Annotated in this window: 26 protein-coding genes and 1 tRNA gene; 21 read left to right on the top strand and 6 right to left on the bottom strand. The window is 64.6% G+C overall.

The annotated features are described in order from the left end of the window. Nucleotides 1–13: 13 nt before the first annotated feature. From ACEN9P_RS05520 to ACEN9P_RS05480, 9 genes are all read left to right on the top strand, one after another. On the top strand, nucleotides 14–2980 hold the full coding sequence (locus ACEN9P_RS05520; RefSeq protein ID WP_495621344.1) for a formate dehydrogenase subunit alpha: 2967 nt from the start codon (nucleotides 14–16) through the stop codon (nucleotides 2978–2980). 9 nt (nucleotides 2981–2989) lie between these two features. Then, nucleotides 2990–3610 carry a formate dehydrogenase FDH3 subunit beta gene (gene fdh3B / locus ACEN9P_RS05515; RefSeq protein ID WP_007873612.1) on the top strand — a complete coding sequence of 207 codons (621 nt, stop codon included), beginning with the start codon at nucleotides 2990–2992 and terminating at the stop codon, nucleotides 3608–3610. Continuing rightward, the gene (locus ACEN9P_RS05510; RefSeq protein ID WP_477661160.1) at nucleotides 3607–3849 is read left to right on the top strand and encodes a hypothetical protein; all 243 of its coding nucleotides are present in this window, start codon (nucleotides 3607–3609) and stop codon (nucleotides 3847–3849) included. Before fdh3B ends, ACEN9P_RS05510 begins: the two co-directional genes overlap by 4 nt. A 14-nt stretch (nucleotides 3850–3863) precedes the next feature. Continuing rightward, entirely contained in the window at nucleotides 3864–5057 is a 1194-nt protein-coding gene (locus ACEN9P_RS05505; RefSeq protein WP_495621343.1) for a formate dehydrogenase subunit gamma, read from the top strand. Nucleotides 5058–5075: 18 nt separating this feature from the next. Beyond that, nucleotides 5076–5462, top strand: a complete 387-nt coding sequence (locus ACEN9P_RS05500) for a hypothetical protein (RefSeq protein WP_477661162.1) — start codon at nucleotides 5076–5078, stop codon at nucleotides 5460–5462. A 334-nt stretch (nucleotides 5463–5796) separates the two neighbouring features. Then, the gene (locus ACEN9P_RS05495; protein ID WP_477664126.1) at nucleotides 5797–6693 is read left to right on the top strand and encodes a formate dehydrogenase accessory sulfurtransferase FdhD; all 897 of its coding nucleotides are present in this window, start codon (nucleotides 5797–5799) and stop codon (nucleotides 6691–6693) included. Further along, complete coding sequence (locus tag ACEN9P_RS05490) at nucleotides 6690–8219, top strand: C13 family peptidase (protein WP_495621342.1); 1530 nt, start codon at nucleotides 6690–6692, stop codon at nucleotides 8217–8219. The genes ACEN9P_RS05495 and ACEN9P_RS05490 overlap by 4 nt, the downstream gene beginning before the upstream one ends. A 67-nt stretch (nucleotides 8220–8286) precedes the next feature. Further along, a complete protein-coding gene (locus ACEN9P_RS05485; protein ID WP_477664124.1) occupies nucleotides 8287–10848 on the top strand; it encodes an ABC transporter permease in 2562 nt (853 codons plus the stop codon). Between the two features lie 472 nt (nucleotides 10849–11320). After that, nucleotides 11321–11752, top strand: a complete 432-nt coding sequence (locus tag ACEN9P_RS05480; RefSeq protein ID WP_074578016.1) for a group II truncated hemoglobin — start codon at nucleotides 11321–11323, stop codon at nucleotides 11750–11752. Between the two features lie 13 nt (nucleotides 11753–11765). Here ACEN9P_RS05480 and ACEN9P_RS05475 read toward each other — a convergent pair whose 3' ends face one another. Genes ACEN9P_RS05475 through radC form a run of 3 tightly spaced genes read right to left on the bottom strand, consistent with a single transcriptional unit; the run spans nucleotide 11766 to nucleotide 14293 of the window. After that, nucleotides 11766–12893: a hypothetical protein gene (locus tag ACEN9P_RS05475; RefSeq protein WP_495621341.1), complete on the bottom strand. Its 1128-nt coding sequence runs from the start codon at nucleotides 12891–12893 to the stop codon at nucleotides 11766–11768. A 59-nt stretch (nucleotides 12894–12952) separates the two neighbouring features. Beyond that, nucleotides 12953–13609 (bottom strand): Smr/MutS family protein, encoded by a 657-nt coding sequence (locus ACEN9P_RS05470; protein ID WP_477701112.1) that lies wholly within the window; start codon nucleotides 13607–13609, stop codon nucleotides 12953–12955. Between the two features lie 9 nt (nucleotides 13610–13618). Then, on the bottom strand, nucleotides 13619–14293 hold the full coding sequence (gene radC / locus ACEN9P_RS05465; protein WP_477664121.1) for a RadC family protein: 675 nt from the start codon (nucleotides 14291–14293) through the stop codon (nucleotides 13619–13621). A gap of 163 nt (nucleotides 14294–14456) precedes the next feature. On the opposite strand from radC, the gene ACEN9P_RS05460 reads away from it, so the two are divergent. The 5 genes from ACEN9P_RS05460 (at nucleotide 14457) to ACEN9P_RS05440 (ending at nucleotide 18399) form a co-directional block, all read left to right on the top strand. Further along, on the top strand, nucleotides 14457–14945 hold the full coding sequence (locus ACEN9P_RS05460) for an FKBP-type peptidyl-prolyl cis-trans isomerase (RefSeq protein ID WP_477664120.1): 489 nt from the start codon (nucleotides 14457–14459) through the stop codon (nucleotides 14943–14945). Then, nucleotides 14942–15943 (top strand): 4-hydroxy-3-methylbut-2-enyl diphosphate reductase, encoded by a 1002-nt coding sequence (gene ispH / locus ACEN9P_RS05455; RefSeq protein WP_477664119.1) that lies wholly within the window; start codon nucleotides 14942–14944, stop codon nucleotides 15941–15943. The genes ACEN9P_RS05460 and ispH overlap by 4 nt, the downstream gene beginning before the upstream one ends. Before the next feature lie 11 nt (nucleotides 15944–15954). Continuing rightward, nucleotides 15955–16896, top strand: a complete 942-nt coding sequence (locus ACEN9P_RS05450) for a threonine/serine dehydratase (RefSeq protein WP_495621340.1) — start codon at nucleotides 15955–15957, stop codon at nucleotides 16894–16896. A 39-nt stretch (nucleotides 16897–16935) separates the two neighbouring features. After that, nucleotides 16936–18276 carry a serine--tRNA ligase gene (gene serS / locus ACEN9P_RS05445; protein WP_495621339.1) on the top strand — a complete coding sequence of 447 codons (1341 nt, stop codon included), beginning with the start codon at nucleotides 16936–16938 and terminating at the stop codon, nucleotides 18274–18276. Between the two features lie 35 nt (nucleotides 18277–18311). Next, nucleotides 18312–18399 (top strand) — tRNA-Ser (locus ACEN9P_RS05440). Nucleotides 18400–18481: 82 nt separating this feature from the next. Here the strand turns inward: ACEN9P_RS05440 and ACEN9P_RS05435 are convergent. Beyond that, complete coding sequence (locus ACEN9P_RS05435) at nucleotides 18482–19747, bottom strand: hypothetical protein (protein ID WP_495621338.1); 1266 nt, start codon at nucleotides 19745–19747, stop codon at nucleotides 18482–18484. Between the two features lie 213 nt (nucleotides 19748–19960). Here ACEN9P_RS05435 and ACEN9P_RS05430 point away from each other — a divergent pair, with 213 nt between their 5' ends. Beyond that, nucleotides 19961–20311 (top strand): hypothetical protein, encoded by a 351-nt coding sequence (locus tag ACEN9P_RS05430; RefSeq protein WP_477664115.1) that lies wholly within the window; start codon nucleotides 19961–19963, stop codon nucleotides 20309–20311. Between the two features lie 207 nt (nucleotides 20312–20518). Continuing rightward, nucleotides 20519–20737: a hypothetical protein gene (locus ACEN9P_RS05425; protein ID WP_074578065.1), complete on the top strand. Its 219-nt coding sequence runs from the start codon at nucleotides 20519–20521 to the stop codon at nucleotides 20735–20737. A gap of 24 nt (nucleotides 20738–20761) precedes the next feature. Here the strand turns inward: ACEN9P_RS05425 and ACEN9P_RS05420 are convergent, their stop codons facing one another. Together ACEN9P_RS05420 and ACEN9P_RS05415 are read right to left on the bottom strand one after the other, a co-directional pair. Further along, nucleotides 20762–20935, bottom strand: a complete 174-nt coding sequence (locus ACEN9P_RS05420) for a hypothetical protein (RefSeq protein ID WP_175456127.1) — start codon at nucleotides 20933–20935, stop codon at nucleotides 20762–20764. Between the two features lie 16 nt (nucleotides 20936–20951). Next, on the bottom strand, nucleotides 20952–21266 hold the full coding sequence (locus tag ACEN9P_RS05415; protein WP_495621337.1) for a helix-turn-helix domain-containing protein: 315 nt from the start codon (nucleotides 21264–21266) through the stop codon (nucleotides 20952–20954). Between the two features lie 180 nt (nucleotides 21267–21446). Here ACEN9P_RS05415 and ACEN9P_RS05410 point away from each other — a divergent pair, with 180 nt between their 5' ends. The 5 genes from ACEN9P_RS05410 (at nucleotide 21447) to tssE (ending at nucleotide 25929) form a co-directional block, all read left to right on the top strand. After that, a complete protein-coding gene (locus ACEN9P_RS05410) occupies nucleotides 21447–22328 on the top strand; it encodes an XRE family transcriptional regulator (RefSeq protein ID WP_477664113.1) in 882 nt (293 codons plus the stop codon). A gap of 389 nt (nucleotides 22329–22717) precedes the next feature. Continuing rightward, nucleotides 22718–23212 (top strand): type VI secretion system contractile sheath small subunit, encoded by a 495-nt coding sequence (gene tssB / locus ACEN9P_RS05405; protein ID WP_007873560.1) that lies wholly within the window; start codon nucleotides 22718–22720, stop codon nucleotides 23210–23212. 24 nt (nucleotides 23213–23236) lie between these two features. Then, the gene (gene tssC / locus ACEN9P_RS05400) at nucleotides 23237–24724 is read left to right on the top strand and encodes a type VI secretion system contractile sheath large subunit (RefSeq protein ID WP_007873559.1); all 1488 of its coding nucleotides are present in this window, start codon (nucleotides 23237–23239) and stop codon (nucleotides 24722–24724) included. A gap of 257 nt (nucleotides 24725–24981) precedes the next feature. Next, on the top strand, nucleotides 24982–25467 hold the full coding sequence (locus ACEN9P_RS05395) for an Hcp family type VI secretion system effector (RefSeq protein ID WP_477664112.1): 486 nt from the start codon (nucleotides 24982–24984) through the stop codon (nucleotides 25465–25467). Nucleotides 25468–25515: 48 nt separating this feature from the next. Then, nucleotides 25516–25929 (top strand): type VI secretion system baseplate subunit TssE, encoded by a 414-nt coding sequence (tssE, locus tag ACEN9P_RS05390; RefSeq protein ID WP_007873556.1) that lies wholly within the window; start codon nucleotides 25516–25518, stop codon nucleotides 25927–25929. Nucleotides 25930–25935 lie beyond the last annotated feature (6 nt).

Here is a 25935-nt window from a genome sequence, read left to right as displayed (position 1 = left end):
CACGGAGAGCTTCATGCCGCTCACGAAAAAAACTTCCGAAGTCCATCCCGCGCACCGCGCTTCCACGCGTTTTGTGCACAGCCTGTCGCGGGGCCTGTCCAATGCCCTGCCCACCATGGACCGCCGCGCCTTTTTGCGCCGCTCCGGCCTGGGTGTCGGCGTGGGCCTGGCCGCGACGCAGCTGAGCCTGGTCAAAAAAGCCGAGGCCGCCACGCCCGGCGCCACCGAGGCCGGCGGCAAGATAGAAGTCAAGCGCACGGTGTGCGGCCATTGCTCGGTCGGCTGCGCGGTCGATGCCGTGGTCGAAAACGGCGTCTGGGTGCGCCAGGAGCCGGTGTTCGACTCGCCCATCAACCTGGGCGCCCACTGCGCCAAGGGCGCTGCGCTGCGCGAGCACGGCCACGGCGAGTACCGCCTGCGCTACCCCATGAAGCTGGTGAACGGCAAGTACGAGCGCATCAGCTGGGACACGGCGCTCAATGAAATCAGCGCCAGGCTGCTCGAGCTACGCAAGGAAAGCGGCCCCGACTCGGTCTACTGGGTGGGGTCGTCGAAGCACAACAACGAGCAGGCCTATTTGATGCGCAAGTTCGTGAGTTTCTGGGGCAGCAACAACTGCGACCACCAGGCCCGCATCTGCCACTCGACCACGGTGGCCGGCGTCGCCAACACCTGGGGCTACGGCGCCATGACCAATTCCTACAACGACATGCAGAACAGCAAATGCGCGTTGTACATAGGCTCGAATGCGGCAGAGGCCCATCCGGTCAGCATGCTGCACATGCTGCACGCCAAGGAAACCGGCTGCAAGCTGATCGTGGTGGACCCTCGCTTCACGCGCACGGCCGCCAAAGCCGACGACTACGTGCGCATACGCTCGGGCTCGGACATTCCCTTTCTCTTCGGCGTGCTGTACCACATCTTCAAGAACGGCTGGGAAGACAAGAAGTACATCAACGACCGCGTCTACGGCATGGACAAGGTCAAGGCCGACGTGATGGCCAAGTGGACGCCCGACAAGGTGCTGGAAGCCTGCGGCGTGGACGAGGCCACCACGCTCAAGGTGGCCACCATGATGAGCCAGAACCGCCCCAGCACCATCGTCTGGTGCATGGGCCAGACCCAGCACACCATAGGCAACGCCATCGTGCGCGCCAGCTGCATCCTGCAGCTGGCGCTGGGCAATGTCGGCAAGTCCGGCGGCGGAACGAATATTTTCCGCGGCCACGACAACGTGCAGGGCGCGACCGACGTCGGCCCCAACCCCGACTCGCTGCCCGGCTACTACGGCCTGGCTGAGGGCTCGTGGAAGCATTTCGCCAAGATCTGGGGCGTGGACTTCGACTGGATCAAGGGCCGCTACGCCTCGGCCGCCATGATGGGCAAGCCCGGCATCACGGTGTCGCGCTGGATAGACGGCGTGCTCGAGAAAAACGAGCTGATAGACCAGGAGTCCAACCTGCGCGGCGTGTTTTTCTGGGGCCATGCGCCCAACTCGCAGACGCGCGGGCTCGAGATGAAGCGGGCCATGGACAAGCTGGACCTGCTGGTGGTGGTGGACCCGTACCCCTCGGCCACCGCGGCCATGGCCGCCATGCCCGGCAAGGCCGAAGACCAGAACCCCAAGCGCGCGGTCTACCTGCTGCCGGCCGCCACGCAGTTCGAGACCAGCGGCTCGGTGACCGCCTCCAACCGCTCGCTGCAATGGCGCGAGAAAGTCATAGAGCCGCTGTGGGAAAGCCGCAGCGACCACATGATCATGCACCAGTTCGCTGAAAAACTCGGCTTCGCCAAGGAGCTGTCCAAGAACTACAAGATGCAAAAGGTCAAGGGCATGGACGAGCCCGTGCCCGAGGACATCCTGCGCGAGATCAACAAGACCTGCTGGACCATAGGCTATACCGGCCAGAGCCCGGAGCGCCTGAAAGCGCACATGCGCAATATGCACCTGTTCGACGTCAAGACCCTCAAGTCCAAAGGCGGCAAGGACAAGGAGACCGGCTACGACACCACGGGCGACTATTTCGGCCTGCCCTGGCCGTGCTACGGCACCCCGGAGCTCAAGCACCCGGGCTCGCCCAATCTTTATGACACCTCCAAACACGTCATGGACGGCGGCGGCAACTTCCGCGCCAACTTCGGCGTCGAAAAAGACGGCGTCAACCTGCTGGCCGAAGATGGTTCGTGCTCCCTGGGCGCCGAGATCAACACAGGCTACCCCGAGTTCGACCACCTGCTGCTCAAAAAACTCGGCTGGTGGGACGACCTGACCGACGCCGAAAAAACCGCGGCCGAAGGCAAGAACTGGAAGACCGACTCTTCCGGCGGCATCATCCGCGTCACCATGAAGCTGCACGGCTGCCATGTGTTCGGCAACGCCAAGGCGCGCGCCGTGGTCTGGAACTTCCCCGACGCGATCCCGCAGCACCGCGAGCCGCTGTACGGCAACCGCGCCGACCTGCAGGCCAAGTACCCCACGCATGATGACAAGAAAGCCTTCTGGCGCATGCCCACGCTGTACAAGACCATCCAGCAGAAAAACATCGCCGACAAGGTGCACGAGAAATTCCCGCTGGTCATGACCTCGGGCCGGCTCGTCGAATACGAAGGCGGCGGCGAGGAAACCCGCTCCAACCCCTGGCTGGCCGAGCTGCAGCAGGAGATGTTCATCGAGATCAATCCCAAGGTGGCCGCCGAAAAAGGCATACGCAACGGCGAACGCGCCTGGGTCAGCACCCCCACGGGCGCGCGCCTGAACGTGCAGGCCATGGTGACCGAGCGCGTGGGCCCCGACACGGTGTTCATGCCCTTCCACTTCTCGGGCCGCTGGCAGGGCGCCGACATGCTGGCTTATTACCCCAACGGCGCGGCGCCGGTGGTGCGCGGCGAAGCCATCAACACGGCGACGACTTACGGTTACGACAGCGTCACGATGATGCAAGAAACAAAAACAACCGTCTGCAACGTCGAACGAGCATAAGGAATCACCATGGCACGCATGAAATTTGTCTGTGACGCCGAGCGCTGCATCGAATGCAACGGCTGCGTCACCGCCTGCAAGAACGAAAACGAGGTCCCTTGGGGCGTGAACCGCCGCCGCGTGGTGACGCTCAATGACGGTGTTCCCGGCGAAAAATCCATCTCGGTGGCCTGCATGCACTGCAGCGATGCGCCCTGCATGGCTGTCTGCCCGGTCAACTGCTTTTACCGCACCGACGAGGGCGTGGTGCTGCACGACAAGGACATTTGCATAGGCTGCGGCTACTGTTCCTATGCCTGCCCCTTCGGCGCGCCGCAGTTCCCGGCGGCGGGCACTTTTGGCGTGCGCGGCAAGATGGACAAGTGCACCTTCTGCGCCGGCGGTCCGGAAGTCAACGGCAGCCAGGCCGAGTTTGAGAAATACGGCCGCAACCGCCTGGCCGAAGGCAAGCTGCCGGCCTGCGCCGAAATGTGCTCGACCAAGGCCTTGCTGGCCGGCGATGGCGATGTGGTCGCCGACATCTTCCGCAACCGCGTGGTGCAGCGCGGCAAGGGCGCCGAGGTCTGGGGCTGGGGCACGGCCTATGGGTCCAAACAAGCGGGCCAGCCGCCCGCGGGAGCCAAATCATGAAGCGCCTCGCGATACTGGTTTGCGTCACGGCGGCTTTCACCGTCTTGAGCGCTTGCGGCGAAAAACCGCAAACCCTGGGTAGCGGCGCGCGAAGCGACACCGCGGCCTTCCAGGGCACCGACAATGCCTTCGCGGCGCCCGGCTGGACCAAGGGCGACAAGGCCAGCTGGGAGCAGGGCCTCAAGGCCCGGGCCCAGAACAGCCAGAACGAATACACCAAGACGGGCACGTCGAAATAGCGAGCGGAGGCCTTATGTTTCTTGCGCGACCCGTTCTCTTTCTGCTGGCAGCCGGCCTGGCCGGGCTGGCGGCCGCGCAGGCCCCTGCGCCGGCAGCCGCACCGCAGGCCCAGGGCGTTGTCGCTCCTGCAGCCGCGCCGGCGGCCACCAGCGGCATCCAGGGCCAGAACATTTTTGAGGTCAAGCCCGACGCCAGCGCCGACCCCAATTACGCCAAGCAAAGCAACGGCGAACGCGCCAAGGTCCAGCCCGGCAACAACGCGCCCATGTGGCGCCAGGTGGGCGAGGGCGTCACCGGCTACAGCAGCCTGCCCAAAAGCGAAGCGCCCGAAGCCGGCAACCTGATCCAGCCCTTTGTGCAGTACCCCGGCTCGCGCCTGACCAATGCCGGCGAGGCCTGGCGCCAGGTGCGCAACCACTGGATCATTCCCTACGGCGGTTCCCTGTTCCTGATCGTGCTGCTGGCGATCGCGATTTTTTACTTCAGCAAGGGTTCCATCAAGACCCATGGCGCCGACACCGGCCGCAAGATAGAGCGCTTCACGCCTTTTGAGCGTGCCGCGCACTGGTCCAACGCGATCGCGTTTTCCGTCCTGGCGATCTCCGGCCTGGTGATGGCCTTCGGCAAGTTCTTCCTGCAGCCTGTCATTGGCGGGGCGCTCTTCGGCTGGCTGACCTGGGTGCTCAAGACGATGCACAACTTCGCCGGCCCGCTGTTCGCGGTGTCGCTGGTGATCGTGTTCTTCACCTTTTTGCGCGACAACTGGCCGCAAAAGGGCGACCTGCGCTGGCTGGCCAAGGGCGGTGGTTTGATCACAGGCGACGAGCCGCCGTCCAACCGCTTTAACGCGGGCGAAAAACTCATCTTCTGGGGTGGCGTGTTCCTGCTCGGCATCGTGGTCGTGTCCTCGGGTTTTGTGCTCGACAAGCTGCTGCCCGGCCTGGTTTACGAGCGCGCCACCATGCAGGTCGCGCACATGGTGCATGCCGTGGCCACCGTGCTCATGATGTGCCTGTTCCTCGGCCACATTTACCTGGGCACCATCGGCATGCAGGGCGCCTACCAGGCCATGCGAACCGGTTATGTCGACGAGACCTGGGCCAGGGAGCACCATGAATACTGGTACGACGAGGTCAAGGCCGGCAACATCCCGGCCCAGCGCAGCACGCCGCCGGCTGAGCCACCGGGCCAGATCGCACAAGCTTGAACACGTAGTGAGGACGCCATGAAAAAACTCCTGACCCTGGGCCTGCTGGCCGCCGCGTCGGCCGCGGTGCTGGCCAAGCTGCCGCCGCTGAGCGACGAAGCCAAGGCCAAGGCCGCGGAAGCCGCCGCCAAGACGGCCTGGACCGGCAAGCTCGAGGCCTACCAGTTGTGCAAAGCGCAGGACAAGGTGGTGGCCGCTTACTACAAATCGGCCAAGGCGGCTGGCAAAGAGACCAAGCCGCCGACGCCTGCGCCGGCCTGCGCCGACCCCGGCCCCTTTGCCTACACCCCGCCTGAAGCCAAGCCGCTGGAAGCCGCCGGCGCGCATTCGCCGGCCGGCAATGCCACCAGCCCGCCCAGCACCAAACAGCCGGACGCGGTCGGCAACCCCGCCAAGAAGTCCTGATTCCTTCCCGCTCTTCAAAAAGCCGACTCTGAAGAACCTGTTCGCGGCCTAAACGGGGCCGCGCAAGCACCTTCTCGGGATGGGATGCAAGGCGCGGTGCGCCAGCCCATAGCACAGCTATGGGCCAGCGCCGCAACGCCGCAGACCGCCCGAGAAGGCGCTTGCCCTCCGGGTTGGGGTGAAATCGGGCGAGTGAACCACCCGGGCCCTTGCATGGGCATGAGCCCATGCGGCGTGCCCGGGCGGCCCACTCATCCCGATTGCACCCCAACGCGGCCCCGTTTAGACCGTGAACAGGTTCTAAGGGCCGGCTTTTTTGTTGTAGTCTTGCCGCATGCCTTCGCCATCACCTTTGCCCCGCCTGACAAACGCCAGGGCGCCCCTGACCTGCGAGGTCCAGACCGTCAACGAATACGGCGAAACGCAGCAGGTCTCCATCCCGGCCGAGCGCGCGCTCACGGTGTATGTCGACAAGCGTGAACTCGTGACCTTGATGACGCTGGGCGCCCATCCCGAGTTGCTGGTGCTGGGCTATTTGCGCAACCAGCGCCTGGTCAAGGATGTGGCCGACATTGACTCCATCACCGTGGACTGGGAGGTGGGCGCCGCCGCCGTCAAGACCCGCCACGGCATTGAGGACATCGAGGAAAAAACCGCGCGCCGCGTGGTCACCACGGGCTGCGGCCAGGGCAGCGTGTTCGGCGGCCTGATGGACGAGGTGGACGGCATCGTGCTGCCCGCCGATGCGCGCATCAGCCAGGGCCAGCTCTACGCCCTGGTCAACACCATACGGCTCAAGGAAACGACTTACAAATCCGCCGGCTCGGTCCATGCCTGCGCGCTGTTCGCGATGACGGACGGCGACCCCGAGATGCTGCTGTTTGTCGAAGACGTGGGTCGCCACAACGCCATAGACACCATCGCCGGCTGGATCTGGATGCAGGACAGCCCTGTCGTGAGCAAATCGGACAAGGTGTTTTATACGACGGGCCGCCTCACCAGCGAAATGGTCATCAAGTCCGCGCAGATGGGTGTGCCCATTGTGGTCTCGCGCAGCGGCATCACGCAGATGGGCCACCAGGTGGCGCAGACGGTCGGCCTGTGCGCCATTGGCCGCGCCACCCACAAACGTTTTGTCTGCTATGCCCATCCGCAGCGGCTTACGCTGCAGCCCGAGCTCGCGGGCGCCAGGCCGCCTGCTGTTTCATCTTCTCCCACGGCCGCTTCATGACCGACACTTCCCCCAGCGCCGGCCCCGACACGGCGATCCACCCCGCGGTACCGCCGGAAGAGGCCGCAGCCCCGGCCGCGCGTCTTTCCCTTTGGCGCTGGTGCGTCGAAGGCCTGCGCGCTGGCATTTTTCTGAAGCCCCGGGTCGCCGGCCGCACACCGACGCCGCCGCAGGCGCTTGTGCTGACCGCGCTGGTGATGGCCATTGAAGCCGCCCTGTTCCGGCTCGAGATCGCGGGCCCCGCGCGCCTGGACGTCCAGGCCTGGTTGTCGGCCTGGTGGACGGCCGGACTGTTTATCGGCCTGGCCTGGTGGGCCTTTCCTGCAGCAGGGGCAGCGCTGACCGGCGGTGAAGCCGCCCGGCGCCCCGCGGGTGTGGGTGCCGCTTTTGTGCTGTGGGTGCTTGCTTCGCTTCCGAATACGCTGGTGTACCAGTGCCTGATAGGCGCGATCTCGCATGGCTGGCTCGCGGGTGCGGTGTTTTCGCAGGCCTGGCTTTACTGGGTGTTTTATGCGGTGTTCACCGCCTGGTCTTTGGGCGCGGCCATTGTGCTGGTGCTGCGCTTCACCGGCCTGACGGCGCGGGCCGCGGTGTTTGCCTCCGCCCTGGCGGCCGCGACCGGCCTCGCTGCCTGGCAGTTCGATGCCCGCGCCTGGCAGCAGGACTATGAACGCGATGCCGTGGCGGACAGCAAACCCCGACTGCAGCTGAGCCAGCAGACCTTTGAGGAGCAGCAGGCGCTGTGGGAAAAAACCATGGCCGCCATCGCGCACGAGCGGCCTGGCGTGACCGACGTCTACGCCCTGGTGTTCGCCCCCTATGCCGCGGAAGACGTCTTCCTGCGCGAAAGCTCCATGGTCAGCCGGGTGCTGGCCGAGCGCTTTGACGCCGAGGGCCGTGTGGTGCACCTGGTCAACCACGCCAGCACCGCGCAGACCCACCTCTGGGCCACCGCGATCAACATGGAGCGCGCCATCGACGCGATCGCCCAGCGCATGGACCGCAACAACGACCTGCTGGTGGTCTACATGACCTCGCACGGCGCCAGCGACTTCAAGCTGGCCGCCGCCCACTGGCCGCTGCAGGTGCCGCCCGTGAGCCCCGATGAACTGCGCGAGGCGCTGGACAGGTCGGGCATACGCCACCGCGTGATCGCGATCTCGGCCTGTTATTCGGGCGGCTGGGCCGACGCGCTGGCCGGCGACACCACCCTGGTCATGACGGCGGCCGACGCCACTCACACCTCTTACGGCTGCGGCCGCCGCTCCGAGCTGACCTTTTTCGGCCGGGCCCTGTTTGACGAGCAGCTGCGCAAGACCCACTCCTTCGAGCAGGCTTTTGCGCGGGCCGTGCCGCTGATCAAGCAGCGCGAGATCGACGCCGGCAAGGAAGACGGCTTTTCCAACCCGCAGATCCGCGTGGGCGCCGGCATCGCACCGGTGCTGCGCTCACTCGAAAAACGCCTGGACGCGCTGCCGCCGGCCGCCGCCGTGCCCGTGGCCGCCGCCAGCGCCGCCAGGCCATAACACCCGATACCCCGGCTCCAAACCCGGCCATCGCGCGGAGCCCCGGACTTTGCGTTATGGTCTGCGCATGAACACCCTTTTCCTCAAGCTCGGCTGGAAAACCATGCTGCGCGACCTGCGCGCGGGCGAGTTGCGCCTGCTGATCGTGGCCGTCACCCTGGCCGTCGCGGCGCTCACCGCCGTCGGCTTTTTTGCCGACCGCCTCAAGGGCGGCCTGCAGCGCGATGCGCGGCAGCTGCTGGGCGGCGACGCCGTGATCCGCAGCGACGGCCTGACGCCGGCCGCCTTTATCGCCAAGGCGCGGGAACTGGGCCTGCAGGGCATTTCCACCGTCACCTTTCCTACCATGGGCCGCGCCGGCGAGGCCGACGGCGGCGCCAGCAAGCTGGTGGCCTTCAAGGCCGTGCCCCAGGGCTATCCCTTGCGCGGCAGCATGAAGGTGGCCGCCGGCCTGGATGAGCCCGGCGCGGACACGCGCGAGGTGCCGGCCCCCGGCACGGCCTGGGCCGATGCCTCGCTGCTCGACGCGCTGGGCCTCAAGCTGGGCCAGACCCTGCTGCTGGGCGACGCCGGTTTCAAGCTCACGCGCATCATCGTGCAGGAGCCGGACCGCGGCGCGGGCTTCATCAGCTTTTCGCCGCGCGTGATGGTCAACCAGGCCGATGTGGCGGCCACCAACCTGATACAGCCCGCCAGCCGCACCAACTACCGTTTTGCCGTCGCCGGTGATGACAAGGCGGTCAAGGCCTATGTGAAATGGGCCGATGCTGAAATCAAAAAACCTTTCGAACAATCGGGCGTGCGCGGCGTGCGCCTGGAGTCGCTCGAATCGGGCAGCCCCGAGATGCGCCAGACCCTGGACCGCGCCGAGAAATTCCTGAACCTGGTGGCGCTGCTGGCGGCGCTGCTGAGCGCCGTGGCGGTGGCGATTGTGGCGCGCGGCTTCGCGGCCAAGCACCTGGACGACTGTGCCATGCTGCGCGTGCTGGGCCAGCCGCAGCGCACCATCGCGCTGGCCTACACCTTTGAGTTTGTGCTGGCGGGCCTGTTCGCCAGCGCCCTGGGCGTGGCCCTGGGTTTTGCCGTGCATTACGGTTTTGTGCTGCTGCTGGCCGGTTTGGTGGAAACCGCGTTGCCGGCCGCCACCTTCTGGCCCGTGCTGTTCGGCATGGGCATGGGCCTCACGCTGCTGCTGGCCTTCGGCCTGCCGCCCGTGCTGCAGCTGGCCCAGGTGCCGCCGCTGCGCGTGATACGCCGCGACGTCGGCAACCTCAAACCCGCCTCGCTCGCGGTGCTGGGCGTGGGCGTGGCCGGTTTCGCGGCCTTGCTGGTGGCCGCCAGCAGCGACCTGAAGCTGGGCCTGATCGCCGTGGGCGGCTTTGCCGGCGCGGTGGCGGTGTTTGCGGTCGCCAGTTTTGCCGCCGTCAAGCTGCTGCGCGCCAGCGTGCATGAGGCGACCGCGCCGCGCTGGCTGGTGCTGGCCACGCGCCAGCTCTCGGCCCGGCCGGTGTACGCCGTGGTGCAGACCAGCGCGCTGGCCGTGGGCCTGCTGGCGCTGATGCTGCTGGTGCTGCTGCGCACCGACCTCATCAGCAGCTGGCGCAGGGCCACGCCGCCCGACGCGCCCAACCGTTTTGTCATCAACGTGCAGCCCGAGCAGGGCGAGGCCTTCCAGCAGGCCCTGCGCGACGGCGGCGTGAAAAAATTCGACTGGTACCCCATGATCCGCGGCCGCCTGATTGCGGTCAACGGCAAGCCCGTCACGCCCGACGACTTTGAGGACGACCGCGCCAAGCGCCTGGTGGACCGCGAGTTCAACCTCTCCAACAGCGCGGACATGCCCTCGCACAACCAGCTCAGCGGCGGGCGCTGGACGGCCGGCGAACAAGACGCCGTCAGCGTCGAGGACGGCCTGGCCAAGACCCTGGGCCTCAAGCTCGGCGACAGCCTGCGTTTTGACATAGGCGGGCAGGCCAGCGAAGCCAAAATCACCAGCCTGCGCAAGGTCGACTGGGGTTCCATGCGCGTCAACTTTTTTGTGATGTACCCGGTCGCCAAACTGCCGGCCGACGTGCCTGTCTCTTTTATCAGCGCCTTCCGCGCGCCCGAACCCGTGGCCGCCGTGGCCGGCCAGCCGCGCCCGCAAAGCTTTGACAACACCCTGGTCAAGGCTTTTCCCAACATCACGAATGTCGACATGAGCAGCACGCTGGCCCAGGTGCAGCGAGTGCTCGACCAGGTGATACGCGCGGTGGAGTTCTTGTTCGGCTTCACGCTCGCGGCCGGCCTGGTCGTGCTGTTCGCCGCCATCACCGCCACCCGCGAAGAACGCGCCAAGGAATTCGCCATCATGCGGGCGGTAGGGGCGCGAGCCTCCTTGCTGCGCCAGGTGCAACGCGCCGAGCTGGCCGGCGTCGGCCTGCTGGCCGGCTTCCTCGCGTCCATCGTTGCTTTGGCGGTGGGCTGGGGCTTGGCGCGGTTTGTGTTTGATTTCAGCTGGAGTGGGTCTTGGACTGTGCCTTTGCTGGGCAGCCTGGCGGGGGCTGTGCTCGCTTTGGCTGCGGGGTGGTGGGGGTTGAGGTCGGTTTTGAATACGCCTGTAGTGGAGACCTTGCGGAAGGCGCAGTAGGGGAGGCCGGGTCTTGCTCCGGCGAGCGCGCTCTTCTCTTTCCACCTCCCCCTTCCTCTGCGTAGGCTTGCTGGCCGGGGGTTGCCCGGCGGCAACTCACTTTTGTCGAAACCCGCAAGGCGGGTTTTCTTTTCTTCGCCAAACGGCGCGCTACGCGCGCGGGGTTTGCTCACTTCGCGTAGCGAAGTTACGCAAACACCAAAAGTAAGCAAAAGAAAAGGCGACCCTACTGTCTGCGTCCCTCCGCTTCGCTCCGGGCAACCTGCGGTGCTCGGTTCAGGCGGGGTCTGGCTAAACTCGCTACGCTGCGCTTCGCTCAGACAACGCCAGCCCTTATCCGCCTGAACCTCCGCTCCTCGGCGCATACAGAAGGGTGGGGGCAGGAATACCGAAAAGCCAAACAGCCGATGACAGAATGCGGCCAATTAGCCCTAGGCCTGAATCAGGCCGCCGCTGCTTCGATAATCAACCCATGCAGATAGAAGAACGCCCTCCCGGAAACCCTCCCTTTGAAACCCCCTTCGCCTGGATAGGTGGCGAGGAGCGCGTCAAGGCGCTGGTTGAGCGCTTTTATGACTTGATGGACCTGGAGCCGGGTTACACAGCCCTGCGTGCCGCGCATGGCAGCACGCTGGACAATGCGCGCCAGCGGCTGTTCTGGTTTTTGTGCGGCTGGCTGGGCGGGCCGCAGTACTACACCGACCGTTTCGGCCATCCGCGCCTGCGCATGCGCCACATGCCGCAGCAGACCGGCGGCGGCTCCATCGGGATTGCCGAGCGTGACCAGTGGCTGGCCTGTATGGACCAGGCCATGCGCGAAACCGGTGTGGACGAGGGCTTGCGCGTTCGGCTCAATGCGTCGTTTTTCCAGACTGCGGACTGGATGCGTAACCGGGGCGAATGACGCTTTTTGAGCGCTACTTCTCCGTGGGCCTGGAGCATCCAGATGCGCAGGGGACCAAATCCGGGGTTCGCTTGATTCCCACTGCGCCGATGTAATCCGACTTGAGCCCTCTTGTATAGGTGATGTGCATTTCCTTGCCATAAGGCGGCTCGCCGAAGTCCCAGGCCCAGTAGGTCCTGTCGTTGGTGTTAAACAAAAAGAACTGACCCACGCCGGGTAGCGAAATGTCTTTGTTGAGCTGCTGGCCCAGCACCTGGCTTTGCTGCGCCAGTGCGCGCCTTAAGCGGTCGTGCTGCTGGCCTGGAAGCACTTGAGGGTTCTTTCTGTCTTCGCTCGTCGCCCTTTGCCCAGCCGGTACAAGGGGCGCCTCGTCTCCCAGCCCCAGCACGTTCCAGTAGATGTGCTGGTTCGCGTAGCCTTCGCGGCCGAATTTCCAGATACGCGCCGGCAGCTTGGTGTTGTCAAAGTCACTCGCTTCACCGTTTTCATCAAAGAACACGGAAAGGCCTGCCGGGGAAAAGTATTTGTGCGGCCATTCAACTTGAACAAACGGGGCGTTCGTGCTGGGGTTAGCGATCTCGGCCGCCAGGGCCTTGCAGGCAGGGTGGCGGCATTTGGTGATCGGGGCCAGACGAACCGTTGTGCTGCAGACAGTCCGCAGGTCATAGCGGCCTGAAGCGGCTTTCTCCAGGCGCTGGACTACCAGGCTTTCCAGGTCGCCCTCGTCCGCAACCAGGTAATTCACGCCTGCGTATTTGACAAACCGTGGGTCGCTCAAGGTGCCAATATTGCCCAGGTTCGCTTTCAGCCGCAGTTTGTCTGATGGTCGACTGGCCGCCATGTTGATGTCGTAGACCTCGGCATAGGTAAATCGCCCCGAGCCTTGAATATTCCAGACAAAGAGATCATCAACGCCGTCGTTATCAGCATCAACAATTTGGCTTCCCTGCGAATAATCATTAAAGCCAAGAATTTCCAGTTTTGCATCGTCAAGGGCCGTGGTCTCAGCCTTCGTCAGCGATCGGGCGGGGTTGACGAAGCGGCCGGCAGCCTTGGCGTCAACAAGGCCGGAAAGTCCGGCGCACACCTCGTTGGCGGGAGCCGCCAACGTTCCTGTATGAAAGGACGCCAGCAAGCTCAAGGTGAGGCAGATTCTTAACCGAAGCATTTTTAGTCTCTCCATCCGTTCGACGCTGTGCCTCAGCCCTGCGCCAGCAACACCACCAGCGCCCCGGCGCCGCCCTCGGCTGGCCTGGCCTGCACAAAGGCCAGCACTTCCTGCTTCTGAATCAGCCAGCTCTGTACCTTGCCCTTGAGCACCGGCGTCTTGCCCGGTGAGCCCAAACCTTTGCCGTGCACCACGCGCACGCAGCGCCAGCCCATTTTGTGGGCGTCCTTGATGAAATCCGCCAGCGCCTCGCGCGCGTCCTCGCGGCGCAGGCCGTGCAGGTCGAGCTGGCCCTGTATGCTCCAGCCGCCGCGGCGCAGCTTGCGCACCACGTCGGGCCCCATGCCGGGCCGCCTGAAACTCAGCGCCTCGTCGGTGTCCAGCAGGGTTTCCACGTCAAACTCGTCGGAGATCGCCTCGCGCATCACCGCGAGTTCGTCGCGCTGCTGCTGCACCGGGATGGGCGCGGCCTGTTGCACCGGCAGCGCGGCCTTGTGGCCGGGCAGGTGTTTGGCGGGCAGGGACTTGACGGCGCCGACGGCGCGCGAAAACAGTTCTTTTTCGGCCTTGGCTCTGGCCGCGGCGGCGGCCTTTGCGGCGGCGGCTTCTTTCTCCAGCCGGGCCCGGGTTTCGATGGCCTGCTTGACGGCCTTGAGGTCCTGCAGGCTTTTGAGGGCGGGTGATTTCATGGACTTACCTTACAGCATTCCCAGCTCGGCCATGGACACCGCCTGGGTGCTGGTCACCACGAAGTGGTCCAGCACGCGCACGTCCACCAGCGCCAGCGCCGCCTTGAGGTTGTGCGTGAGCGCCTCGTCGGCGCGCGAGGGCTGGGCCCAGCCGCTGGGGTGGTTGTGGGCCAGCACCACGCTGGCGGCGTTCAGGGCCAGGGCGCGTATGACGACCTCGCGCGGGTAGACCGAGGTCTGGGTCAGCGTGCCGCGAAACAGCTCCTCGAGCACGATCAGCCGGTTCTGGCTGTCCAGGAACAGCATGGCGAAGACCTCGTGCGGCCGGCTGCCCAGCTGCAGCTGCAGGTAGTCGCGCACGGCCTGGGGCGTGTCGAACAGGGTTTTCTGGCTGAGGTTTTCGGCCAGCGCGCGGCGGGCCAGTTCCAGCACGGCGACCAGCTGCGAGCGCTTGGCGCCGCCCAGTCCCTTGATGCGCTGCAGGTCCGCGGCCGTGGCGTGCAGCAGGCCGGCCACGCCGCCGAAGGTATCCAGCAGTTCCTGGCCCATCTGCAGCACGTTTTTGCCGGGGATGCCGGTGCGCAGCAGCAGGGCCAGCAGTTCGGCGTTGCTGAGCGCGCCGGGGCCGCGGGCCAGCAGTTTTTCGCGGGGGCGGCTGTCTTGGGGCAGGTCTTTCAGGATCATGGATCGATCTCTTGTTGTGGGCTGGCAGGGAGCGGCCAGGGAGGCCACCGCGCAAAAAAGGCCAAAAAACCGGGTTTGGCCCGGCCGGGCCGTCCTTTCTACAATAGAGGCAGTTTACAAACACTGGCCCGCCGTTCCGGCCGGCCCCGAAAGCCCCCGCCTTATGTCCACCGTGGAACTCTCCGCAGCCCCCCTGATCCAGCAGGGCTCCTTCCTGACCCTGCACTACCGCATGGCCGGGCCTTCGGTGGACGGCAAGCCGGGCGCCGACATCATCAACACCTTTGAAGGCAAACCCGCCACGCTGAGCCTGGGCACGGGCGAGCTGTCGCCGGCCATCGAGCAGCGCCTGCTGGGCCTGCCCGAAGGCACGCGCACCACCTTCGAGCTGCCGGCCGGCGAGGCCTTCGGCGAGCGCAACCCTGAGCTCGTGCAATGGGTGGCGCGCAAGCTGCTCAATGAACTGGGCGACCCGGACGAGCAGTACAAGGTCGGCGACGTGGTGCAGTTTCCCACGCCCGACGGCATGGGCCAGTACGCCGGTGCGGTGCAGCAGGTCAAGGAAGGCGGCGATGCGGTGCAGTTCGACTTCAACCACCCGCTGGCCGGCCAGCCCGTGGTGTTTGAAGTGCAAGTGATCGGCATCCTATGACTGAATCGAAAAAACTCCCGCAAGAAATCCTGCTGGCCGAGCCGCGCGGCTTTTGCGCCGGCGTCGACCGCGCCATTGAAATCGTCGAGCGTGCGCTGACGAAATTCGGCGCGCCGATTTACGTGCGCCATGAAATCGTGCACAACACTTACGTCGTCAACGATTTGAAGGAAAAAGGCGCGATCTTTATTGAAGAACTGGACGACGTGCCGCCGGGCGCCACGCTGGTGTTCAGCGCCCATGGCGTGAGCCAGGCCATCCAGAAGGAGGCCGAGCGCCGCGGCTTCCAGATTTTCGACGCCACCTGCCCGCTGGTGACCAAGGTGCATGTGGAAGTCGCCAAGCTGCACAAGGAAGGCTACGAGTTCATCATGATCGGCCACAAGGGCCATCCCGAGGTCGAAGGCACCATGGGCCAGCTTGAGAGCGGCATCCACCTGGTGGAGGACGCGGCCGACGTCTGGCGCATCACCCCGGCCCAGACCGAGCGCCTGGCCGTGGTCACGCAGACCACGCTGAGCGTGGACGACGCGGCCGAGATCAGCGCCGCCGTGAAACAGCGTTTTCCGCAGGTGCGCGAGCCCAAGCAGCAGGACATCTGCTACGCCACGCAGAACCGGCAGGACGCCGTCAAGGTGCTGAGCCCGCAGGTCGACATCCTCATCGTGGTCGGCAGCCCGACCAGCTCCAACAGCAACCGCCTGCGCGAACTCGCCGCCAAGCTGGGCACCGAAGCCTATATGGTCGACGATGCCAGCGAGCTCAAGGAATCCTGGTTCGAGGGCAAGGGCCGGGTGGGCCTGACGGCCGGCGCCTCGGCGCCCGAGATCCTCGTCAAGCAGGTGATAGACCGCATCAAGGCGCTGGGCGCGGTGTCGGTGCGCAAGATGGACGGCATCGAGGAAACCATCAAGTTCCCGCTGCCCAAGGGCCTGAAGCTGGACGCGCAGGGCCACATGCTGGAAGTCAACGACAGCCAGCTCCACCAACTCACCTGATCCCCTTACTCATGACCGATCGCGATCACATCGAGCGCTGCCTGCGCGCGTTCAAGGCCGGCTACAGCCACTTCATCCGCCAGACCCCGCTGTGGCAGCTGCCCGGCAAGGCGCTGGGCGTGGACTGCGGTGAGGTCTGGCTCAAGCTGGAGCACCTGCAGACCGGCGGCAGCTTCAAGGCACGCGGCATGCTCAATCGCCTGCTGTCCAATCCCATCCCGGCGAGCGGCGTGATCGTCGCCTCGGGCGGCAATGCCGGCATCGCCACCGCGGCCGCGGCCCGTGAGCTGGGTGTGCGCTGCGAGGTGTTTGTGCCCGAGGTCTCGCCCCCCGCCAAGCGCGCCAAGCTGGCCGCGCTGGGCGCCGAGGTGGTGGTGACGGGCGCGGCCTACGCCGATGCGCTCAAGGCCTGCCTGGCGCGCCAGCAGGAAAGCGGCGCGCTGCTCACCCATGCCTACGACCAGCCCGAGGTGCTGGCCGGCGCCGGCACCATGGCCGCGGAAATCGAGCAGCAGGGCGGTGTGCCCGACTCGGTGCTGGTCAGCGTGGGCGGCGGCGGCCTGATAGGCGGCGTGGCCGGCTGGTTCGGGCAGCGCAGCCGCGTGGTCGCCCTGGAGCCCGAACTCGCGCCCACACTCTTCAAGGCCCGCGAGGCCGGCGAACCGGTGGATGTCGCCGTCGGCGGCATCGCCGCCGATTCGCTGGGTGCCCGGCGAATCGGCAGCCTGGCCTGGGAAGTCACCCAGGCCCATGTGCGCGACGCGCTGCTGCTGACGGACGAATCCATACGCGCGGCGCAGCTCTGGCTCTGGAAAGAGCTCAAACTGGCCGTCGAGCCCGCCGCGGCCCTGCCGCTGGCCGCGCTGCAAAGCGGCCGCTACCGCCCGCGCGCCGATGAAAAAATCTGCCTCATCATCTGCGGCGCCAACCTGGACCCGGCCAGCCTGAACTGAAGAATCAGGCGGGCGGGCCGCACAAAATACAATGGCCCCATGCTAGACATCAACCTGCTCCGCAAAGACCTGCCGTCGGCTATTGCCCGGCTGGAAACCCGCAAGACCCCGCAAACCTTCCTCAATGTGGAGGCCTTCCAGGCCCTGGAGGCCGAACGCAAGGCCTTGCAGATCCGCACCGAAGAGCTGCAGAACCAGCGCAACACCCTGTCCAAGCAGATCGGCCAGCTCAAGTCCAAGGGCGAAGACGCCAGCGCCGTGATGGCGCAGGTGAGCGCCTCCAAGGCCGAACTTGAATCCTCGGCCACCCGGCTGGAGCAGATCCAGGCCGACATGCAGTCCCTGCTGCTGGCCGTGCCCAACCTGCCGCACGAGAGCGTGCCGCAGGGCGCGGGCGAAGCCGGCAATGTCGAGGTGCGCAAATGGAGCCCCATCGAAGGCCCGGGCGGCGAACCGGCCGCGTTTGCCTTTGAGGTCAAGGACCACGTCGACGTGGGCCAGCCCCTGGGCCTGGATTTTGAGCTCGGCAGCAAGCTCACGGGCGCGCGTTTTACCGTCATGAAGGGCCAGCTGGCGCGCCTGCACCGGGCGCTCGCGCAGTTCATGCTCGACGTGCAGACCCAGGAGCACGGCTACACCGAGTGCTACACGCCCTACATCGTCAACGGCGATTCGCTGCGCGGCACCGGCCAGCTGCCCAAGTTTGAAGAAGACCTGTTCGCCGTCAAGAAGGGCGGGCAGGAGGGCGCGGCCGAAGCCGAAAGCGTTTCGCTGTACCTGATCCCGACCTCGGAGGTCTCGCTGACCAATTTCGTGCGCGATGAAATCGTCGCCGAAGCCGACCTGCCGCTGCAGTTCACCGCCCACACGCCGTGCTTCCGCTCCGAAGCCGGCAGCTACGGCCGCGACACGCGCGGCATGATCCGCCAGCACCAGTTCGACAAGGTCGAGATGGTGCAGGTCACCCATCCCGACAAAAGCTACGAGGCGCTGGAGGCCATGACCGGCCATGCCGAAGCCATCCTGCAAAAGCTGGGCCTGCCTTACCGCGTCATGCTGCTGTGCACCGGCGACATGGGCTTCGGCGCCAGCAAGACCTACGACCTGGAAGTCTGGCTGCCCGCGCAGAACACCTACCGCGAGATCAGCTCGGTCTCCAACTGCGAAGCCTTCCAGGCGCGCCGCCTGCAGGCCCGCTTCAAGAACGCGCAAGGCAAGAACGAGTTCGTCCACACCCTCAACGGCTCGGGCCTGGCCGTGGGCCGCACCCTGGTGGCCGTGCTCGAGAACTACCAGCTGGCCGACGGCTCGGTCGCCGTGCCGGCTGCATTGCAGCCCTATATGGGTGGCATCAAGGTGCTGACCCCCGCCGGAAAATAGGGGCCAGGGCCTGCTAGAATTGCGGGTTCACTCTAGGAGAGGTGGCAGAGTGGCCGAATGTACCTGACTCGAAATCAGGCGTACCGCAAGGTACCGTGGGTTCGAATCCCACCCTCTCCGCCAAATTTGCATCCGGAACAACCCAGGTTGGTCTGAGAAATGCCTTAAAAGCCCCGTAAATCGGGGCTTTTTCGTTTCCGGCGGTTCAGGTGGCTTGGGCCTTGCGCCGGGCATCATCAGCGCCCTGCAAATGCGCAAACAGCAAGCCCCACAGGAAATAGGCGAATATGCCGGGATAGGGTTGCCTGAGCGTCACTTTGAAATTGCTGTCGACCAGCACCATGAAGGCGGCCATGCCCGCCAGCCACCAGATTTCAGCGGGCAGGGATTTTCGCTGCTGCCAGAGCTTGCGCGCGGTCAATGCTATGAGGGCCGCCACGGGCAGCAGCCCGACCAGGCCAAGGTTGTAGACGAGGTCCAGGTACCAGTTGTGCGCGCTGGTGATGACCTCGCGCGAGGGTGGCTTGGTGTGGCCGAACAGCAGGCTGCGCGGGCTTTCGCTGATCCAGCCGCCGTAGAGCTTCCAGTCGCTGAGGCGCTGGGCCATGTTGCCGGGCAGCTTCCCCTCTGCCACGTCCCGGAACTTTTGCACGTAGGTATTGGCGTTGCCGAACCGGTCCGTATCGCCCTTGACCTTGCCGTAGTACAGGCTGCCCAGGAGCACTGCCGCCGCGATGCCGGCGGCGATGGCCAGAAGGCCTTTCGCATGGCCGTGCGAGCGCTTCAGTACCGCCACGCCGAAAAACAGCAACAGGAATCCTGCGTAAAAGCCGATGGCCAGAAAAGCGCCGCTGGCGAGCACATAAATCCCGGTGACGGCCGCCAGGACGCGCATCAGGTTTTTTTGGCGCTCCCACTGGTGCACCATGACAAAGCCGAATGCCACGGCCAGAACGATGGGCACGAACTGGATGTGCTGGTAAATGCTGAAGACATACAAATAATTCGTCAGCATCAAGCCGCCCTGGAGCCACCCGGCCAGCAGTTGCAAGGGCAAGAGCACCAGCAGCACCCAGAAAAAGGCACTGGCAATCGTTTTGCGCTCGGCGGCCAGAAACAGCCCGAGCATGAAACCCATGGTGGGCAGCAGGGTTTGCGCGGCGTACAGCAGCTTTGCCGTCTGGCCGTCCGGCGTGCCTTGCGCAAAGGCGAAGGATGCCGCCATGGCGCCCACAAAGGCGGCGATGAAGGCCATGGCCGGCCTTGCCGTGCCAAGGCTGCGCGCATGCGCGAGGATGCCGGCCACGCAGGCCGCGATGGAGATCGGCAGGGGCAGCGACCCCAGGATACCGCGTGAGTCGTAGATCGGGTCCAGGTCGCGGTAAATGCCGCGGGAGAGCTGGATAAACAAGGGAAACAAAATGGCTGCGGCGGCCAGCCAGGTCCAGGCGGGGATTGCTTTTTTTGTCATTGCCTATTGTTGCAGGACGTCGCGGCCATCTGCCGCCGGCATCGGGTCCGTGTCGGCCGGCACGCGCGCTCACAAGTCCCCATGGCAAAAAAAAGCCCGGGACAAACCGGGCGTGGAAGCTGGCAAGGCCAGCGAGGGAGGGAGCGGCTCATGACAAGCCGCCAGATGAATATAGCTTCTCGTTTCTTTGGGCCTTGTAGGAGAATGCCCAAAATGCATCCCCTGATGGTTTCCAATCCCGATTCCGTCGTGGCTGAGCTGATAGGCCGCATCGCGGCCATCGTGATGCGGACCTATGAGGTGGAGCAGTTGTTGCCGCGGGGTTGCGAGCACCGGCTCTCGCTGGCGGGCCATGAACTGGTCAGCGCGATCTCGACGGATGCCGGGAGCATCGATTTTTCGTGCGAGCTGACACTGGAGGCCCGGGAGCGCGGCAGTTCCTTTCTGGTCAAGGTGCGGGGTCAGGCCGCCTATGAAAGCCCGGTCTGGCGCATCAATGAAATCTACGAAGTGGTGGTGGATCCGCTGGACCGGGGGGCGACCGGGCATGGGGATTTGCGATAAGAACCCAGGGTCGCGACTGTCGGCTTATGGCGCTGAATAAGTCCTAAGTACCAGCTTTTCCCGTGATGATCGTGCCGGTTAGGCCAAAGAAGGTGTTTTCCTACAGAGCCTGACCCGCCTTGAGGTCTAAAGTGGGCACTGAGCAATCTGGTGCCTCCCCGCCGCAGTGGGGGCGGACGCCATGGCCAATCAAGGAGGACAACAAAGATGCTCGCGCTGCTCAAGGTGAAGCTTCAGCCATCGGGGGAATACATCCTCAAGGAAGCCGGTCAGGACATGACCTTCAATCAAACCATAGGACCCTTGGCGGATGCGGGCGAGTTCTACCGGCGTGTCGCTTCGCGCATCGCCGAGCTGGCCCGGGCCGGCATGCAGATCAAGTACATAGACCATGGCGAGTACGACTCGCATCCCGGCGCACTCTGAGGCCCCGGGGGTGGCCGCGCGCCCTCAGGCCAGCTCGAAATGCAGCAGCCGGATGGGATGAAGCTGCTCTTCGGCGAACTGGGTCTTGCCGATGGCGGCTTTTTCGAGGTCTTCCCGCTCCAGCTCAACCAGAACCAGCTCGTCTTCACGGGTGCGCAGGTAGATGCGCAGCTTGATGTCCTTGCTGGAAAGCAGCATGGGGCTTCCTTTGATGTCAGGGCTTGCGGGTGCGGCTGGGCCGGCCGCCGGCCGGCGCCCCAGGCGCCGCCGCTCTGTCGCGGGCGCTGGGCATGGTCACCGTGATCTTGCGGGTTTGCCGGAAAGCCAGGGTTCTTGCCGCGGGGTCGCGGTAGCGGGAGGGCCACAAGGCCTGGGGCGTGGTATCCAGGGCTTTGGCCACCAGCTGTTCGGCCGCCAGCCAGGGGCTGGTGAGCACGCGCTGGATGTGGCTGTAGCCGTTGTCGTGGGCGATCTTGCGGAGGCTGGTGCCGCGCTTGCGCAAGGCAGCAATGACGTCGGCGGGGTGCATATCTTCCTGTGAGATTGTTGTTTTATTTATGCTCATGTCCACTATTTTCAGCTTGCAAGGCCTGAAGTCAAGCGCGGGCTGGCCCATAGTTATGAGTATTGCTTATATTTTTATGCATATTGGGTAAATCAAGGGGGTTGAGGTTTGCATGTCTGTGTTCATTGACACAAAATAGTGTTCATGAGCACAAAAGACGCGGCGCCTTCCGACCAGGCGCCTACGGAAAAAGCGCCTGGCGCGCAGAACGCCAACCAGCCCTATCCCCTGGCCTCGGTGTCGCCCGTCAAGGCGGATGAGCCGGTGGCCTGGTACCGCTACCACGCCGCGGCGGCCGCCAGCAAGGAGGAGGTCAAAACCGTCAGGACCGAGGCGCGCAATGTTTTTATGCAGCAGTTCGGCCAGCGCTGCCGGGCCGCGCGCGGCGCCCGCGAGATCAACGACGTGGCGGCAGCGGTCGGTGTCCACCGCAACACCATCTGGAACGTCGAGCGCGGCGACAGCCTGCCCGATGCCTTCGAGCTGGAAGTGCTGGCCCGCGAATACAACACCACGCCGACGCAGCTGCTGGGCGGCCAGGCGCAGGACGCGGGCCGGTCCGCGGCTGTGCCCCACGGCGTGCGCGCGGTACAGCTCGATGAGCTGATCTACGTCCCGCTGTTCGACCTGCGCGAGCAGGCGGAGGGAGCCGCCTTCACCGACGCCGACTCGGTGCTGGCCATGCGGCCTTTCGATGCGCAGTTCATACGCTACGACCTGGGCATCGCGCACGACGACCTGGCGATGTTCGGCGTGGTGGGCGCGTCCATGGAGCCGTGGCTGCATGCCAGGGATGCGGTGCTGGCGGACCTGCGCGACCGCGATGCGCTGACCGAGGGCGTGCATCTGATACGGCTGGACGGCGCGCTGCTGATGAAAAGGCTGCAGCGCCTGCCCGGGAAAATCCTGCGGGTCAGCAGCTACAACCCGGCTTACGAACCTTTCGACATCCAGGGCCACGAGTCGGCCGACCGCGACTTCGCGGTGCTGGGCCGGGTGCGCTGGGCCGGCGTCACCTTCAACTGAGGGGTTGCGCCGCAGCGCGCGGTGTTGCGGTGTTGCGGTTTTGCCGCGCCGCGCGCCGGCAAATATTTCCATCGCGGCGCTTGCAGCGCCGCGGCCTAGGGTTGTTCCTATGCCCCGCCGGCGGGCAAGGCGGGACACTGTGGCGCCTCGCATCGCTATGCCGTGGTGCCGATGATTTTTGTCGCACAAACGTGCTACAGGTATATGGCTCGGCCCGGCTCATTTTGCCGCATGCTTTTCGCGGTCCACGCCCCCTGCTTTCCCCCCGTATTACGGCTGAAACATGGCTGTTTAAATCAAAGGATATCGAGTACTATCGTTTTCGACTTGTTACAGGTGTTTAACAGCTGTGACCTCCACTCAACCCTCACGAATCGAAGGAAACCACCATGGCAACCGATGGGTCAGTAGCACCAAAAGAGCGTGTCAATATTGTTTATCGTCCCGCCACGGGGGACGCCAAGGCCGAGGTTGAGCTGCCGCTCAAGCTGCTGGTCATGGGCGACTACACCCTGCGTGAAGACGAGACGCCGCTGGAGGAAATGAAGCCGATCAACATCGACAAGGACAACTTCAACGAAGTCCTGAAGGCGCAAAAGCTGTCGCTGAGCATGTCGGTGCCCAACAAGCTGGATCCCAAGGCCGACAAGGACGCGGTGCTGGCCATGAACATCGACTTCAGCTCGATCAACGACTTCTCGCCCGACGCCATCGTCGACAAGGTGCCCGAGCTCAAGCAGATGATCGAGTTGCGCGACGCCCTGAAGGCGCTCAAAGGGCCGCTGGGCAACATTCCGGACTTCCGCAAGAAGGTCCAGGAGCTGGTGCAGGACGAAGGCGTGCGCGCGCGGCTGATGTCCGAACTCGGCGTCAAAGACCAATAAAAGAACCGCACCGAAGGAACCATCATGGCTGAAACCAACAAGCAAACAGAAGCGGCGCCAGGCGCGGCCGAAGACGCGGGCGGCTCGCTGCTCGACCAGCTGGTCAACTCCGCGCGCATCAAGCAGGGCGACGACGCCTATTCCATCACCCGCCACGGCATCCAGGCCTTTGTCTCGCAGCTGCTGGAGCCCCAGCGTTCGGTCGAGCGCGTCACGCAGGCCACGGTCGACGACATGATCGCCGACCTGGACAAAAAGCTCTGCGCGCAGGTCGACTCCATCCTGCACCATCCCGACTACCAGAAGCTGGAGTCGGCCTGGCGCTCGCTGAAATTCCTGGTCGACCGCACCAACTTCCGCGAGAACGTGAAGATCCAGATGCTCAGCGTGAGCAAGAGCAAGCTGCTTGACGACTTCCAGGACGCGGCCGACATCACCAAGTCCGGCCTCTACAAAAACCTCTACACGGCCGAATACGGCCAGTTCGGCGGCCAGCCCTTCGGCGCCATGATCGGCAACTACGAGTTCGGCCCCGGCGGCCAGGACATCAAGCTGCTGCAGTACATGGCCAGCGTCGCGGCCATGGGCCATGCGCCCTTCATCGCCGCCACCGCGCCCGAGTTCTTCGGCGTCGAGTCCTATGAACAGCTGCCCAACCTCAAGGACCTGGCCTCGGTCTTCGAGGGCCCGCAGTTCGTCAAGTGGAACGCCTTCCGCGAGACCGAGGACGCGCGCTACGTGGGCCTGACGCTGCCGCACTTCCTGCTGCGCGTGCCCTACAGCGCCGACACGGTGCCGACCAAGAAGTTCAACTACAAGGAAGACGTCTCCGGCGGCAACAACAGCTTCCTCTGGGGCAACGCGGCCTTCGCCTTCGCCTCGCGCCTGACCGGCAGCTTCGCCGACTACCGCTGGTGCGCCAACGTCATCGGCCCGCAGGGCGGCGGCGCGGTGGAAGACCTGCCGGTCTACACCTACGAGTCCATGGGCGAGCTGCAGAACAAGATCCCCGCCGAGGTGCTGATCTCCGAGCGCCGCGAGTTCGAGCTCGCCGAGCAGGGCTTCATCGCGCTCACCATGCGCAAGAACAGCGACAACGCGGCCTTCTTCTCGGCCAACTCGGCGCAAAAGCCCAAGTTCTTCGGCAACAGCAAGGAAGGCAAGGAAGCCGAGCTCAACTACAAGCTCAGCACCCAGCTGCCTTACATGTTCGTGGTGAGCCGCCTGGCCCACTACATCAAGGTGATCCAGCGCGAGAACATCGGCACCTGGAAAGAGCGTGCCGACCTCGAAAGCGAGTTGAACATGTGGATACGCCAGTACGTGGCCGACATGGACAACCCGGGCGAGGGCGTGCGCAGCCGCAGGCCCCTGCGCCAGGCGGAGATCACCGTGGCTGACGTCGAAGGCGATCCAGGCTGGTACCGCGTCGACCTCAAGGTTCGTCCGCACTTCAAGTACATGGGCGCGTCCTTCAGCCTGTCTCTCGTTGGGAAGCTCGAGAAAAAGTGACGCCGGGCGGGCGGTTTCCCGAGGGGGAAACGCCTGTATTTCGGTTGTAACTTTGCCGCCTGGCTTCTGACATGGACCCGAAACAGGGGCCTTCCAGAATACAGGTCATGCACAGAGCAGATGTTTAAGAGATGTGCAGATCACCCGGGTAGCCAAGGGGCGGGGTGGTAAAGAGGTTCAAGCCCCGCTGATTGTTGCGGGGGCCTTGAGCGAATCTGAAACAGTTTTACGACAGTACCAACTTAAAGGAAATCATCATGCCAATGCCATGCTACCTCATCCTCGAAGGCGAAAAACAAGGGAAGATCGAAGGCTCCGTCAAGGTCAAGGGCCACGAAGGCAAGATCCTCGTGCAAGCCGTGGACCACGTCATCGAGATCCCCAAGAGCCCGCAGACCGGCCTGCCCACCGGCAAGCGCGTGCACTGCCCCATGACGGTCACCAAGGAAATCGACAAGGCTTCGCCCAAGCTGTTCCAGGCCCTGACCTCGGGCGAGCAGCTCAAGAGCGTGAGCCTGGAGTTCTACCGTATCTCCCCCAAGGGCACGGAAGAAAAGTACTACACGGTCAAGCTGTCCTCGGCCATCCTGACCAACGCCAGGTCCTGGACGCCCAACTGCCTGAACCCCGACAACAAGCAGATGGGCCACATGGAAGACATCTCCTTCACCTACGAGAAGATCACCTGGACCTTCGAGCCGGACGGCATCGAGGCAGAAGATTCCTGGCTCGCTCCGAAGTAATGACGGGCAAGCGGCACGCCGACCCGGCTGAGTAGAGAGACAACAACGGTGAAGGAGCGGCGACTGCTGGAAAGAATAGCGGCCTGGGAAGATGGTGGACAACGCACCAACCAGACGCAGGTCGATATTCTTGTCCGGTCGGTCACCAACCACCTTCTTCGCCTGCTCAATACCCGGCAAGGCAGCGTGCAGCTCGATCCCCTCTTCGGCGTGCCCGACTTCACCAATATCGCCGGCGGGCTCACCGCGGGTTCCACCGGCGATATTGAAGAAGAGATCCGCCGCATGGTGCTGAAGTACGAACCCCGCATCAAGTCGCCCCGCGTGGTGATGAGCCGGGAGTCTACCGACGTGCTGTCCATCCGGTTCGCGCTGGAAGGCCGGCTTGAAGTGGATGACCGCGAGATTCCGCTTCAGCTCTCCACCACGGTTGGCGCAAACGGCAAGGTCAACATCAACTGATTTTTT

The sequence above is a fragment of the Polaromonas sp. Polasp52 genome (genome assembly GCF_059491565.1).
Note: the sequence above shows the minus strand (reverse complement) of the source record. Positions and strands in the feature narration are given on the sequence as shown.

Excerpts from the sequence above, each read along its gene's own strand:
- ACEN9P_RS05520 (WP_495621344.1), top strand. The coding sequence starts at position 14 with ATGCCGCTCACGAAAAAAACTTCCGAAGTCCATCCCGCGCACCGCGCT.
- fdh3B (WP_007873612.1), top strand. The coding sequence starts at position 2,990 with ATGGCACGCATGAAATTTGTCTGTGACGCCGAGCGCTGCATCGAATGC.
- ACEN9P_RS05510 (WP_477661160.1), top strand. The coding sequence starts at position 3,607 with ATGAAGCGCCTCGCGATACTGGTTTGCGTCACGGCGGCTTTCACCGTC.
- ACEN9P_RS05505 (WP_495621343.1), top strand. The coding sequence starts at position 3,864 with ATGTTTCTTGCGCGACCCGTTCTCTTTCTGCTGGCAGCCGGCCTGGCC.
- ACEN9P_RS05500 (WP_477661162.1), top strand. The coding sequence starts at position 5,076 with ATGAAAAAACTCCTGACCCTGGGCCTGCTGGCCGCCGCGTCGGCCGCG.
- ACEN9P_RS05495 (WP_477664126.1), top strand. The coding sequence starts at position 5,797 with ATGCCTTCGCCATCACCTTTGCCCCGCCTGACAAACGCCAGGGCGCCC.
- ACEN9P_RS05490 (WP_495621342.1), top strand. The coding sequence starts at position 6,690 with ATGACCGACACTTCCCCCAGCGCCGGCCCCGACACGGCGATCCACCCC.
- ACEN9P_RS05485 (WP_477664124.1), top strand. The coding sequence starts at position 8,287 with ATGAACACCCTTTTCCTCAAGCTCGGCTGGAAAACCATGCTGCGCGAC.
- ACEN9P_RS05480 (WP_074578016.1), top strand. The coding sequence starts at position 11,321 with ATGCAGATAGAAGAACGCCCTCCCGGAAACCCTCCCTTTGAAACCCCC.
- ACEN9P_RS05470 (WP_477701112.1), bottom strand. The coding sequence starts at position 13,609 with ATGAAATCACCCGCCCTCAAAAGCCTGCAGGACCTCAAGGCCGTCAAG.
- radC (WP_477664121.1), bottom strand. The coding sequence starts at position 14,293 with ATGATCCTGAAAGACCTGCCCCAAGACAGCCGCCCCCGCGAAAAACTG.
- ACEN9P_RS05460 (WP_477664120.1), top strand. The coding sequence starts at position 14,457 with ATGTCCACCGTGGAACTCTCCGCAGCCCCCCTGATCCAGCAGGGCTCC.
- ispH (WP_477664119.1), top strand. The coding sequence starts at position 14,942 with ATGACTGAATCGAAAAAACTCCCGCAAGAAATCCTGCTGGCCGAGCCG.
- ACEN9P_RS05450 (WP_495621340.1), top strand. The coding sequence starts at position 15,955 with ATGACCGATCGCGATCACATCGAGCGCTGCCTGCGCGCGTTCAAGGCC.
- serS (WP_495621339.1), top strand. The coding sequence starts at position 16,936 with ATGCTAGACATCAACCTGCTCCGCAAAGACCTGCCGTCGGCTATTGCC.
- ACEN9P_RS05435 (WP_495621338.1), bottom strand. The coding sequence starts at position 19,747 with ATGACAAAAAAAGCAATCCCCGCCTGGACCTGGCTGGCCGCCGCAGCC.
- ACEN9P_RS05430 (WP_477664115.1), top strand. The coding sequence starts at position 19,961 with ATGCATCCCCTGATGGTTTCCAATCCCGATTCCGTCGTGGCTGAGCTG.
- ACEN9P_RS05425 (WP_074578065.1), top strand. The coding sequence starts at position 20,519 with ATGCTCGCGCTGCTCAAGGTGAAGCTTCAGCCATCGGGGGAATACATC.
- ACEN9P_RS05420 (WP_175456127.1), bottom strand. The coding sequence starts at position 20,935 with ATGCTGCTTTCCAGCAAGGACATCAAGCTGCGCATCTACCTGCGCACC.
- ACEN9P_RS05415 (WP_495621337.1), bottom strand. The coding sequence starts at position 21,266 with ATGCACCCCGCCGACGTCATTGCTGCCTTGCGCAAGCGCGGCACCAGC.
- ACEN9P_RS05410 (WP_477664113.1), top strand. The coding sequence starts at position 21,447 with ATGAGCACAAAAGACGCGGCGCCTTCCGACCAGGCGCCTACGGAAAAA.
- tssB (WP_007873560.1), top strand. The coding sequence starts at position 22,718 with ATGGCAACCGATGGGTCAGTAGCACCAAAAGAGCGTGTCAATATTGTT.
- tssC (WP_007873559.1), top strand. The coding sequence starts at position 23,237 with ATGGCTGAAACCAACAAGCAAACAGAAGCGGCGCCAGGCGCGGCCGAA.
- ACEN9P_RS05395 (WP_477664112.1), top strand. The coding sequence starts at position 24,982 with ATGCCAATGCCATGCTACCTCATCCTCGAAGGCGAAAAACAAGGGAAG.